Origin of the sequence: Pseudoalteromonas sp. T1lg48 (assembly GCF_002964785.1) — a bacterium.
In the GTDB taxonomy this organism is placed as follows: domain Bacteria; phylum Pseudomonadota; class Gammaproteobacteria; order Enterobacterales; family Alteromonadaceae; genus Pseudoalteromonas.
Genome location: NZ_PQCC01000009.1, coordinates 19,002 through 32,155, shown reverse-complemented (window position 1 = coordinate 32,155; position 13,154 = coordinate 19,002). Strand labels below are relative to the sequence as shown.

Sequence of the window (13,154 nt, the reverse complement as noted above, 5' to 3'; positions counted from 1 at the left end):
CCTCGCTATGCGTTGCTGCCTGCCGTCTCAGTGGGGTCGCATTATAGGGAGATTCGATTTCGACGCAAGCCCTTTTTTAAAGAAAATTGCGAAAAATAGATCGTTTGCAGTTAAATTGAGCATAACGACTCAAAAACATACAAAAAACCACCTAACGGTGGCTTTTTGGCGGGGTTTTAATTGCTAATGGTCAGTTTCCATCCAGCCTTTCGCTGGTAGAGTGACTCTTGCTGTAGCTCACTGAACATCAGGGGATGCGCATCTAACCACTGCTTATCTATATAGAGTGTCAACGCATTATCATATTCTTTAATTACCAGCTCGGGCAAAACATCATTTTTTCGGCGCATTGACAGAATTACCGCTACTCGTAATAACCGTACTAACTGGGCAGCCAGATTTTCATGAGCACCCAGCGATTCGAAGTCACCGGCTAATACATCGCCTTTATGGAAACGAACTAGTTTTGCCACTAGGTTATGCTGTTGTTTGGTAAACCCGGGCATATCGGTATTTCTGATGATATAGGCACCATGCTTTGGGTATTGCTTATATTCAATTAATAAACCTACTTCATGCAACATGGCTGCAGCGGTCAATAACCCATGATCCGCCTCACTAAGTTGCCAGGGCTTACTTAACTGCGCTAACAATAGTTTAGCAATACAGGCAACCCGTTCGCCTTGTCCACGATCCACATGATAGCGGGTAATAAAACTGTCTATGGTGCGTTGGCGAATATCCTGGCGCTGCAATTGCGGCACCATGCTATAAAGCACGCCTTCGCGCAGTGCTCCACCGGCTAAGCCCATGACACTAACCTGTAAGCTCTCAAAGATGGCTATAAGAATCGCGAGTCCAGACACAAAGACTAAACGACGCTCTTCGCTCAACCCAGGAAGTTGAAGCTGATCGATCGATGCGTATCGGGTTGTTAATTGGCGAATATCAAGCAGCTTATCCAGTGTCAGGGTTTCATCTTGGCGCTGAGCAATCATGATTTCTTGAATAGCCTGAACCGTACCGGAAGCCCCGGCAGCATAGTCCCACCCGGTCGCTTTATAGAGGGCGATAATGGGTTGCAGGGTGTGTTTAGCCGCCTTGATGGCATTGTCATAGTTGCTATCACTGAGCAAACCATCTTTAAAGTAATGCTCAAGGTAGGTTACGCAGCCCATATGCAAGCTAGTGTAATGAATGGCTTGTTGGCCTTCTCCTATGACTATTTCTGTGCTGGCGCCGCCGATATCAATTACCAACTGCTTACCGCTACAGGCCGATGTATGAGCCACACCCTGGTAGATGGTTTTCGCTTCTTCTTCACCGCTGATAACATTGATAGGATGACCGAGGATTTGTTCAGCGCGATGGCGAAACTCATCGGCATTTGTTGCCAAACGTAACGTTGCAGTAGCGACGATGCGCACCTGAGCTGCAGGAATATCCTGCAACCGCTCGGCAAATAGGGCTAAACACTCCCAGCCACGCTCCATAGCTTCCTGACTCAGTTGCATGCTGCCATCCAACCCCGCAGCCAAACGCACTTTGCGCTTTACCCGGCCTATGGTCTGTAACGAGCCTGCCACTGTTTTGGCAATCAACATATGAAAGCTATTGGAGCCAAGATCGATTACCGCATATAAATCATCTTGGAGAGAAGAATTCACCACGTACTTACCTCTAAAAAAGCTTGGCCCGGGGCCAAGCTTGCACGCCGTAGCGACGTGTTGTCATGCTAGTAGGCTAACGTCCTTGCCCATGGCGGCGACGACCTTGCCCATGTCCTTGGTTTTTACCTCGTGAACGCCCTTGCGGCTCACGACGTTTAATTGTTTTAGGAACCGTAAGATCATCCAACAGCGCCGTTTTATCATAATGAGACACTGGGATATTGTGCTCAATATAGTCTTCAATCTCTTGCAGGTTGTAGGCGTATTGCTCACAGGCAAAGCTGATAGCATGGCCTGATGCCCCTGCACGACCGGTACGGCCAATACGATGCACGTAATCTTCGCAATCATCCGGAAGGTCGTAGTTGAACACATGACTTACTTCAGGAATATGCAAACCACGCGCGGCAACGTCCGTAGCAACTAAAAGATCCAGACTGCCCTTGGCAAACTGTGCCAACGTTGCTTGTCTCTTTTTCTGGTTCACGTCACCGGTAAGAAGGCCGACGCGATGACCATCCGCCTTTAACCAGGCATACAACTTTTCACAAACGTGCTTGGTATTGGCAAAGACAATGGCTTTTTCTGGCCACTCTTCTTCGATCAAGGTGAGCAGCAGCTTCATTTTGTCGTCTTGTGACGGATGAAACAACTCTTCCTCGATCCGCTTGCCGGTTTTCACGTCCGGCTCAATTTGCACATGCTCCGGGTTGGTCATATGCTCGAATGCTAACTCTTGAACACGATAAGACAGGGTTGCCGAAAATAGCAGATTTAGACGTTCGGTCGCTTCAGGCATGCGGCGGAACATATAACGGATATCTTTAATAAAGCCGAGGTCGAACATGCGATCCGCTTCATCCAGTACCACAACCTCGATGTCGTTAAGGGTATAGCACCCTTGTTTATACAGGTCGATAAGGCGTCCCGTGGTACCAATTAAAATATCGACACCTTTTTCTAGCTGCGCCCGTTGTTTTTCGTAATCTTCGCCACCATATAATAAACCTAGTTTAAGATTACAGTGCGGTGCTAAGATTTTTGCATCTTTGTGGATCTGAATCGCAAGCTCCCGTGTGGGAGCCATGATCAGGGCTCTTGGTTGCTGACCCGACGGCTTTTGACTCTGCAATAAGTGATGACAGGTGGCGGTAAGAAACGCCAGTGTTTTACCTGTGCCAGTTTGCGCTTGGCCCGCAATGTCGCGGCCAGCCTCAACATAGGGCATACACTTCGCCTGAATAGGCGTGCAGTATTCAAAGCCACTTGCTTGCAATCCGGCAACCACCTCCGGAGCTAAAGCAAAGTCTGCAAATTTTTTATCGGTTAAATGTGTCTTATTCATAGCGATAAAGCATAACGCTTAAACTTGCAATAAGAAACAAGAGTGTTTAAATACGCACTAAATAAATTCGCCAAATTTAACGGAGAGCGTGATGAGCGATAAAATTATCCAATTAACAGACGACAGCTTTGAGGCTGACGTAATGCAATCAGACAAGCCTGTACTAGTCGACTTTTGGGCTGAGTGGTGCGGACCTTGTAAAATGATTGCCCCTATTCTTGACGATGTAGCTGGCGAGTTTGAAGGCCGAGTGACTATCGGCAAATTGAATATCGACCAAAACGCAGGCACACCGCCTAAGTTCGGTATCCGCGGTATTCCAACTTTACTGCTGTTCAAAGACGGTCAGGTTGCCGCCACTAAAGTAGGTGCACTTTCTAAAGCTCAGCTAGTTGAGTTCTTAGAAAACAACATCTAAGTATCGATTATAAAAAAAGGGCGCTCGCCCTTTTTTTATATGACATTTTGTATAAAGACTGGACGATAAGCCACTGAGCTGCTAGTTTATAACCCCAACAATTCCAAGTTTATCCAAATAACCTCACTCGAAGTACTTCCATTTCGAGACGATAAATAGTTAAAGAACCCACCAATATGCATTTACGCGAACTGAAAGACAAGTCTATAAAAGAGCTTGTAAACCTAGCCGAGTCTATGGGCCTAGAAAACGTAGCCCGCCTAAGAAAACAAGACATTATCTTTGCCATCCTGAAAGCGCACGCAAAAAGCGGCGAAAATATTTACGGTGGCGGTGTATTAGAAATCCTGCAAGACGGTTTCGGTTTCTTACGTAGCTCAGAAGCTTCGTACCTTGCCGGTCCAGACGATATTTATGTATCTCCAAGCCAAATTCGTCGATTCAGTTTGCGCACGGGCGACAGCATTGCCGGTCTAATTCGCCCACCTAAAGACGGCGAGCGCTATTTTGCCCTGCTCAAAGTTAACGAAGTTAACTTTGATAAGCCGGAAAACTCACGCACCAAGATTTTATTCGAGAACTTAACACCACTGCATGCCAACGAACGTTTGCGCATGGAGCGTGGTAACGGCAGTACCGAAGATATTACCGCCCGTGTTCTCGACCTTGCAGCACCAATTGGTAAAGGCCAGCGCGGCCTATTGGTTGCACCGCCGAAGGCCGGTAAAACCATGCTGCTACAGAATATTGCCCAGTCTATTAGCTATAACCATCCTGATTGTGAGCTGATGGTATTGCTTATCGATGAGCGCCCGGAAGAAGTAACGGAAATGCAGCGTCTGGTAAAGGGCGAAGTAATTGCATCAACCTTCGATGAGCCGGCCAGCCGTCACGTACAGGTTGCGGAAATGGTGATCGAAAAGGCAAAACGCCTGGTTGAGCATAAAAAAGACGTGATCATCCTACTGGATTCAATTACCCGTTTAGCTCGAGCCTACAACACAGTGATCCCGTCATCGGGTAAAGTACTCACTGGTGGTGTTGACGCCAATGCCCTACATAAACCGAAACGCTTCTTCGGTGCAGCACGTAACGTTGAGGAAGGCGGCAGCCTGACCATCATCGCCACCGCGCTTATCGATACCGGCTCGAAAATGGATGAAGTGATTTACGAAGAGTTCAAGGGTACGGGTAACATGGAACTTCACCTGAACCGTAAGATTGCCGAGAAACGCGTATTCCCAGCGATTGACTTCAACCGCTCTGGTACTCGCCGCGAAGAGTTGCTGACTAAACCGGACGAACTACAGAAGATGTGGATCCTGCGTAAGATTGTGCACGACATGTCGGAAATCGATGCCATGGAATTCCTAATCGATAAGCTGGCCATGTGTAAGACCAATGACGAGTTTTTCGACTCAATGAAGCGCAAATAAGCCTGCGTATGAGTTAAACAAAAGCCACTGCAATGACAGTGGCTTTTTTGTGTTTCTTTACTGCTAACGCCCAGACTCAGTGTCGTGCATCGCCAGATCATGCAGCAGCTCGCTGACATGCTCACCGTCTTGGAATTTGGCGGCGCGCTCAATATCACTAAGCAGCTGGGCCAGCTCCTGGTCGGCAAACATCTTTGCCGCTCCCGCCAGGCGATGCGCTATTTTGGCCACGGCGGCGATATCGTCGCGTTGCTGTGCCGCTTTCAGCAGGGCGATTTCCGCAGGCAGAGTTTGCGCGAAGCTGCAACGCAGATCGCTCATATCGACCTCACGATAACCCTCTTTTTGTTCGTTAATACTCAGATAACGCTCTAACACGGCGCAAAACTGCGCCTTATCTATGGGCTTAGCCAAATGCCCGGCAAAGCCGACCTGCTTATAATGAGCGATTTCATGGGTCATGGCGTTAGCGGTTAAGGCAATAATGGGGTTACTAAAGCCACATTGATGCAACAAGGACAGCGCTCCTAAGCCATCGAGGATCGGCATTTGAATATCCATCAATACCAAATCCGGATTATGCTGTAATGCCAGCTCCACCGCTTGTTCGCCATTTTCAGCGCTGTATACGGTCACTCCTAAATTCTGCAATATGCGCTCAATCAGGCGACGGTTATCCGGATGGTCTTCTGCCAGCACCACGCTGCCGTTAAAGCTGGAGGTATAGCGAGGCGGTTGCTGCGCTTGCACATCGCCCGTCAATAGACTGCGACGACAGGGAAGCTTAAAGCAAAAACAACTGCCGCTCCCCAAGGTGCTGGTGACAGTGATTTGACCGCCCATAATACACGCCAATTGCTGCGATAAACTCAGACCCAATCCGGTGCCACCAAAGCGTCGGCTAATGGAATTATCCCCCTGACTAAAGGTGGTAAAAATAGCCTCTAACTTATCCTCGGCAATACCAATACCCGTGTCTTCAACACAAAATATCAGGGCATCATCCTGGCCGCTGACCTTGAGGGTCACAGCGCCCTGCTCGGTAAACTTAATGGCATTGGAGCACAGGTTAACCAGCACCTGCTTGACGCGAATATAGTCCAGTTCGGCACCGCTGTTTGCCGCGAGTTGGTTATCGATATAAAAGCCGATCCCCCGTTGCTGGGCACTGGGTGCAAACATGGCATTAATATCGGCGAGCAACGAATCCAGGCTCACTAAAGCAATATTAAGCTCAAGCTTATTGGCCTCAATTTTACTCAAATCCAAGACATCATTGATCAATTCACCCAGGTGCTGGCTGTTGTTATAGATAACCCGCAGTTCTTTGGCAACATCCGCGCCGCGCACCTCACCATGAATAATGGCCTCTGCCTGACCCATAATGGACGTTAGCGGCGTTCTGATCTCATGACTGATATTGGCTAAAAATTGGCTTTTAATCTCATTGGCAGAGCTAAGCTGTTGAGCAAGCGTCTCAAGCTCCTGAGTACGCAGACGCACCTTTTCTTCTAATATGGCATTGGCCTTACGCTCGGCGGCACGGCGATACAAAAGCACGCCGATGATCAAGCTCAGCAACAATAATCCCGCTATTAACCAGGTAAATTGATTGCGTTGGCGTGCCGCTAGGCGCTCAAATTCTTGTTGTTGCTGCAGGGATTCCACCTGGCGTTGCAATTGACTGGTGTTGTATTTGGCATGAAAGTCATTAAGACGACTGGCAATGGCACGACTGACTGCCAGGTCACGTTCACGCTCATATTTTTCGAACAATACCAGGGCCTTTTGGGTATCGCCCTTGGCGGCCACCAGCAGCAATTCTATTAAATAGGTATTAAGAGATTCATCACCCTTGCTATTCTGGCGCGCCAGCGCATAGGCCTGCGCTAAAGCTGCCTCCGCGCGCTCGTACTCCCCCTGACCATACAACACCTTGGCAGTGATCTCTTGCACGGTAATGAGCCCGGGGAAATAGTCGATCACCTCAAGCTGTGCCTTCGCTTCTTCCAAGGTAGCCAGAGAGTCATCAAAGCGGCCTTGAAAGAAATATAAATCGGCCAAATTCATCAAGGTATTATGCAAACTTAAGGAATCATTGGTCTTGCCTATGTTCGCCAAAGCCAACCGATATTGCTCGGCAGCGGCGTCGAGCTGCCCGAGATTGCGGTAAATGATGCCGAGATTAGACTGCATTTGTGCCAGCCCGGCTGTATCGCCCAAGCGTGTAAAGGCATCCCCCACGGTGGCGTACATTTCTAACGCGGCATCAAAACGATCGGCACTGATATAGGCGCCGGCAATATTGTGAATGATATCGACTTTATCCTGCTCCGAGCCATACTCGTCATACAAGGCTTTGGCACTGCCGTAATAGTCGATGGCCTGCTCCAAGCGCTCTGCGCGCATCAAGGCGAGGCCGATATTATTGTATAAATGGGCCTGTAACAGCGGTTCATTGGCTTGCTCAAGTATCTGCAATGCTCGGGAGTAATCCTCCACCGCACTGAGGTAATGACCACGATAGTAGTTGGCTATACCCTGCTTTTTCGCATAATCGGCACGGCGCACCGGGGGCTCTATATCGACGGATAACTGCTCCGCCCGCAAAAAATATCGGGTCGCTTTTTGGTAATCACCGTTGGCAAAATAGTGCTCGGCAACGAACACGGTCAACGCCAGCTTTTCGCTATCGGCTAGGGGCTCACTTAAACGTGCCACGGCACTATCGAGTTGTTGCTCTTTGGGTTCACTCTGGATTTGCTCCAGCGCGGTGTTGGCAGCGTAGCTCGGATAGGGAGAAAGAGACAAAGCGGCCACGACAATAGCGCTCATTATGAGATAAAAGCTGACCTTCCTTTGCGACATTACTTTCTTCCACTTTGGCGTTGTACTAGAGCATAGCTGCCATACCCTAGCGTATTTATTACTTGAGACATAAATAGCGTCACTTTCGATTCGCATTGCTATCACTAACGCTCATGCCACCGCCTATCCTTGTTGGCATTCGCTTTTATAGAAATAGCCTCAACGTATTGCGAGTGTTTGCTATTTATTCATATCCGGCGGGCATATTCAACTTTATTACGACTATTAACCTATGCCACTTCCACCCCAAGGCGCTAAAGACACACCTAGTATGAGAGTGCAAATTATAGCCCACTTTTAAACGAACTTATTGATTTAATTAAATAGTCTGAAGAGAGATCCACTTGCCGAACGCACTACCTACCTTGATATAAAAACACACCACTTGCAATTGATAATCATTTGCAATAGCATGCGCATTCACAATAACTCTTAACAACTCTTTAGGATCTTACGCAATGACGCGCCACCCTCTTTCACTCATTATTCTCAGTGCCTTATCTACGCCAAGCCTAGCGGCAACCCAAATGGAAACCATTGAAGTGATCGGCAGTTATTTCAATGATTATAAGGTCGACAGCGCTTCCGGCGCCATGCGCACCGATGCCTCGCTGTTAGAGACGGCCCAGTCGGTTACGGTAATCCCAGAAACCATAGTCAATGAGCAACTGGCTACTACCCTGGGCGAGGTACTCAGCAACGACGCCAGTCTAACCTCGGGATCAAAACAACGTAACCGGGAAACCTTCAATATGCGCGGCTTTAGTTTAAGCTCTGCGACCGGCTATCTGCGCGATGGCCACCAGCACTGGTCACACTACCAACAGCCCATTGAGATTTTAGAGCGCGTTGAAGTGATCAAGGGCCCAGCAAGCATTTTATATGGTCAGTCCGGTCCTGGCGGCTTAGTTAATATGGTTACCAAGAAGCCAATTGCGAACCGCTTTGTTAATCTCAGCGCCGACGTTGATCAACATGGTTCAACGCGTTTTATGCTGGATGCAAGCTCGGCTCTTAACGGCGATGAAACGCTGCGTGGCAGAGGCATTGTGGTTAAGCAAGACGTTAATTTCTGGCGTGACTACGCCAATGGCGACGAACGTGAGCGCGACCGTTTCCTCGGCGCCCTAGTCGTTGATTACGACTTAAGCGAAGATACCCTGATCCGTTTTCACTATGATCGCACCGACGATAAAACCGGTCTCGACACCGGTGCCTGGTTAGATGAGCAAGGCAAGCTGATTGGCGATGATAAAACCATTTACGACTTTTCCTGGGCCTTTACCGACATTGAGGTTGAAAACCTCGGCCTGGATGTACGTACCTACCTTAACGATAACTGGCAACTTAAGCTCGGTTATAATGAGCAAACCTTCGAACGCCAACGCTTCGAGTCGGCACCACGCAAACCCGGTGACTACCAACTCGGAGACAGCTATAACTCGCGCCCCTATGATCGCTTTGACGATTGGCAATTTACCACCGCCTATATCGACCTCATCGGTGACTTCCAGCTGGCGGGCGCGCAGCATCAGCTGCTGATTGGTGCCAATAGCCTGGATTATTACTATGGCCAACTGCGCACCAGTGCCGATGCCATCGACTTTATCCCCGGCCAAACTGAGCCTAGCCGCCCCGACATCAGCTATAAAAGCGATACCAGTCTAAGCAGCAACGAGTACGACTACTACGGCATCTATATCCAGGATTTGATCACCTTGAATCCCCAGTGGCAGCTATCCCTCGGTGGTCGCTATGATAAACAGAATAAAGAGAGCGCCGACAACGAGTCCGTGCTGCCTAAGGTTGGCCTGCTGTATCACCCGCACCACAATGCAACCCTGTATGCCAGCTACTCCGAGGGGTTTGAACCTCAGGGCTCGGAGCGCCTTATTAATGAAAGCGATAAAAACCACAATATGAAACTCGATGCCATCACCTCGGAGCAAATGGAGATAGGCGCCAAGTGGCAACTGTTTGATGATCGCCTGCTGCTGACCGGTGCACTCTTTGATATTAGTAAGAAAGGCACCCTGGTTAGCGAGTTGGTGGAGCATCCGGATTATGACACCATCACCACGCAAGTGGGCGAGCAGCGCCATAAGGGTGCCGAGTTAGCCGCCCAAGGTGCCCTGAGCGACCGCTTCTTTGTCATGGCCTCAACCATGTATCTGGATGCCAACTACGAGCGTGATGAAACCTTGGAAGGAAAGACCCCGGCAGATGCACCGAAATGGTCGGCCTCATTGTGGTCACGCTATGAAGTGACCGAAGCACTGGCGCTCAATGCCGGGCTCTTCTACACCGGCAAACGCTTTGCCGACAGCGATAACCAGATAGAAAAAGACGCCTATACCCGCGTCGATGTCGGTGCCACCTATGCCATCAAGCTAGCCGGCAATGATGTCGACCTGCGCCTAAATATCGAAAACCTTTTCGATACCGATTATGTGGCCGGTGGCGGTGTCAATAATGTCACCGTGGGCGAAGGTACCAACTTCCGCCTCGCCGCTCAGTTTAGTTTCTAACTAGTCTGAAAAAGCCCGGCATTTGCCGGGCTAACTTCTTTAGGATTTATTACTTTTTCAGCAGCTTGACCAAGTGTAGTGCGATAACGACGACGAATCCAGCCAGTAGCCCAACCAAACCATTGGCACCATTAACAACCAAGGCCTCAACAAGACCACCGTATTGACCGACCTGCTCGCCCCAATGGCCAATAAGATGATGCAAGGGCGCAATGCCATGAACCAAGATACCGCCACCCACTAGAAACATGGCTATGGTGCCCAGTACCGCCAGTGCCTTCATCAACCAGGGTGCCAAGGTCAGCAAGAAACGACCCATAGCACGACTCATGGCGCTTTTAGCTGAAACACCCCGCTGCAGCAGATATAACCCGGCGTCATCCAATTTAACGATACCCGCTACCAGGCCATATACACCCACCGTCATCACCACAGCAATCACAGACAGCACGGATAGCTGATGAATAAAACTGGCGGTCGCAACCGTACCCAGTGAGATCACGATAATTTCCGCGGAAAGAATGAAATCGGTGCGTATCGCCCCCTTTATTTTTTCCTTTTCTGCTTCCGGAGTGAGCGGCTCAGCCAGGGCCGGATGCTCCGGCTGCTCTTCCTTGCCATGAACCAGCTTTTCTGCGCCTTCAAAACACAAGAATAAGCCACCTAACATTAACAGCGGCGTGATCAGCCAGGGAATAAAGGCGCTAATCAGCAGCGCCGCGGGCACCAGGATGGCCTTATTGAGCATGGAGCCTTTGGCCACCGCCCAGACCACGGGTAACTCGCGGTCGGCGTTCACCCCCGAAACCTGCTGCGCATTAAGGGCCAGATCGTCCCCCAGTACGCCGGCGGTTTTTTTGGTCGCCACCTTACTCATGGTGGCAATGTCGTCTAATAGGGCGGTGATATCATCAAGTAGGGTCAGTAAACTTGCGCCAGCCATGGGCATTCCTTTTGCAGTGTTAAATGGGCCTTGTTAAGCTAATACGCTACACTGAAGTTGTCCACAATTGCGGAGCAAAACAATGGCTAAGATACTTTTTCTCGCAATACCCGCCACTATACTGCTCAGCGCCTGCAACGAGTTGCCCTTAACCGAAGATCGCTCCGTGGCGGTAAACTACCGCTGTGATTCGGGGGCTACATTCAGCGTTCGCTTCGGCGCCGAGAGCGCAACCCTGACTTTAGATCAAGATACCTATACCCTGCGCGGTGAGCGTGCCGCCTCCGGTGCCAAGTACAGCAATAGAGAGCTGACCTTTTGGGGCAAGGGCGATAACAGCATACTGATGATCAACGACGAAACCTGGCAGTGCCAGCGCAGTGATTGATCGCTTTTGCGTCGCCATCAAGTATAATGTTGCAAACTCTCGAGGCTTACAGAGGCGTAATGAAATACAAAGACTTAAGAGACTTTATCGCGTTACTTGAAGAGCGCGGCGAGCTCAAGCGGATCAGCCAACCCATCAGTACCCATTTGGAAATGACCGAAATTGCCGATCGCACCTTACGTGCCAAGGGCCCGGCCTTACTATTTGAGAACCCGGTCGGCTTTGATATCCCAGTGCTTGCAAATCTCTTTGGTACTCCCGAGCGGGTTGCCCTGGGTATGGGTCAGGATAATGTCGAGGCACTACGCGAAGTAGGTAAACTACTGGCCTTCCTCAAAGAGCCCGAGCCCCCTAAAGGCATTAAAGAAGCGCTTGGACAGATCCCGGTATTTAAACAAGTCCTCAATATGCCGGCCAAGGAAGTAAAGAAAGCCCCCTGTCAGCAGGTGGTGCTCAGTGGCGACGAGGTCGACCTGACCAAGCTACCCATTCAGCATTGTTGGCCCGGCGATGCCGCGCCTCTTATTACCTGGGGCCTGACGGTCACTAAAGGACCTTACAAAAAGCGCCAGAATCTGGGTATTTACCGCCAGCAACTGCTGGGTAAAAACAAAATTATTATGCGCTGGTTATCGCATCGCGGCGGCGCCCTGGATTTCCAGGAATGGTGTAAGGAAAATCCGGGGGAGCCCTACCCGGTGTCCGTTGCCCTGGGTGCCGATCCGGCCACTATTTTGGGTGCTGTCACGCCGGTGCCGGATACGCTCAGCGAATACGCCTTTGCCGGTTTGTTGCGTGGCAGCAAAACCGAGGTAGTGAAATCGATTTCCAACGATTTACAGGTGCCTGCCAGTGCCGAAATAGTGCTCGAGGGCTACATTGCTCAAGACGAGCTGGCGCCCGAGGGCCCTTTTGGCGATCACACCGGCTATTACAATGAAGTCGATGATTTCCCGGTTATGACGGTGACCCATATTACCCATCGCGAAAATCCTATTTACCACAGCACCTATACCGGCCGCCCACCCGATGAGCCGGCCATTTTAGGTGTAGCACTAAACGAAGTATTTGTGCCTATTTTGCAAAAACAGTTCCCGGAAATCGTTGACTTCTATCTGCCGCCGGAGGGTTGCTCCTACCGTATGGCCGTGGTGACCATGAAGAAGCAATATCCAGGGCATGCAAAACGGGTGATGATGGGGGTGTGGTCATTCCTGCGCCAGTTTATGTACACCAAGTTTGTGATCGTCTGTGATGATGACGTCAATGCCCGTGACTGGAATGACGTGATCTGGGCCATTACCACGCGTATGGATCCGGCTCGTGACACCACCTTGGTAGAAAATACCCCTATCGACTACCTGGATTTTGCCTCACCGGTCTCCGGTTTAGGCTCAAAAATGGGCATGGATGCAACCAACAAATGGCCCGGTGAAACCGACCGCGAATGGGGCGAGCCTATCGAGATGGACGAGGCCACCAAACAAAGAGTCGATGAGATATGGGACTCATTGGGCATAGACTAGGGCCCTTAGGTGCCCGTTAATTAGCCATCTAT

9 protein-coding genes are annotated in these 13,154 nt (G+C 50.0%); 5 read left to right on the top strand and 4 right to left on the bottom strand.

The window, feature by feature from the left end:
* Positions 1–176: 176 nt before the first annotated feature.
* Both gppA and rhlB read right to left on the bottom strand, forming a co-directional pair.
* Positions 177–1,667 (bottom strand): guanosine-5'-triphosphate,3'-diphosphate diphosphatase, encoded by a 1,491-nt coding sequence (gppA, locus tag C2M29_RS08750; protein WP_233998394.1) that lies wholly within the window; start codon positions 1,665–1,667, stop codon positions 177–179.
* A gap of 76 nt (positions 1,668–1,743) precedes the next feature.
* Positions 1,744–3,015, bottom strand: coding sequence for an ATP-dependent RNA helicase RhlB (gene rhlB, locus C2M29_RS08745; protein ID WP_105189421.1), 1,272 nt, complete (start codon positions 3,013–3,015; stop codon positions 1,744–1,746).
* 91 nt (positions 3,016–3,106) lie between these two features.
* Here rhlB and trxA point away from each other — a divergent pair, with 91 nt between their 5' ends.
* On the top strand, positions 3,107–3,433 hold the full coding sequence (trxA, locus tag C2M29_RS08740; RefSeq protein ID WP_105189420.1) for a thioredoxin TrxA: 327 nt from the start codon (positions 3,107–3,109) through the stop codon (positions 3,431–3,433).
* 176 nt (positions 3,434–3,609) lie between these two features.
* The gene (gene rho / locus C2M29_RS08735; RefSeq protein WP_105189419.1) at positions 3,610–4,869 is read left to right on the top strand and encodes a transcription termination factor Rho; all 1,260 of its coding nucleotides are present in this window, start codon (positions 3,610–3,612) and stop codon (positions 4,867–4,869) included.
* Between the two features lie 63 nt (positions 4,870–4,932).
* Here the strand turns inward: rho and C2M29_RS08730 are convergent, their stop codons facing one another.
* The gene (locus tag C2M29_RS08730; protein WP_158684691.1) at positions 4,933–7,737 is read right to left on the bottom strand and encodes a tetratricopeptide repeat protein; all 2,805 of its coding nucleotides are present in this window, start codon (positions 7,735–7,737) and stop codon (positions 4,933–4,935) included.
* Positions 7,738–8,195: 458 nt separating this feature from the next.
* Here C2M29_RS08730 and C2M29_RS08725 point away from each other — a divergent pair, with 458 nt between their 5' ends.
* Positions 8,196–10,265 (top strand): TonB-dependent siderophore receptor, encoded by a 2,070-nt coding sequence (locus tag C2M29_RS08725; protein ID WP_105189417.1) that lies wholly within the window; start codon positions 8,196–8,198, stop codon positions 10,263–10,265.
* 49 nt (positions 10,266–10,314) lie between these two features.
* Here C2M29_RS08725 and C2M29_RS08720 read toward each other — a convergent pair whose 3' ends face one another.
* A complete protein-coding gene (locus C2M29_RS08720; RefSeq protein WP_105189416.1) occupies positions 10,315–11,208 on the bottom strand; it encodes a DUF808 domain-containing protein in 894 nt (297 codons plus the stop codon).
* A gap of 82 nt (positions 11,209–11,290) precedes the next feature.
* Here C2M29_RS08720 and C2M29_RS08715 point away from each other — a divergent pair, with 82 nt between their 5' ends.
* Both C2M29_RS08715 and ubiD read left to right on the top strand, forming a co-directional pair.
* Positions 11,291–11,596: an MliC family protein gene (locus C2M29_RS08715; RefSeq protein WP_105189415.1), complete on the top strand. Its 306-nt coding sequence runs from the start codon at positions 11,291–11,293 to the stop codon at positions 11,594–11,596.
* Between the two features lie 59 nt (positions 11,597–11,655).
* The gene (gene ubiD / locus C2M29_RS08710; protein WP_105189414.1) at positions 11,656–13,122 is read left to right on the top strand and encodes a 4-hydroxy-3-polyprenylbenzoate decarboxylase; all 1,467 of its coding nucleotides are present in this window, start codon (positions 11,656–11,658) and stop codon (positions 13,120–13,122) included.
* Positions 13,123–13,154 lie beyond the last annotated feature (32 nt).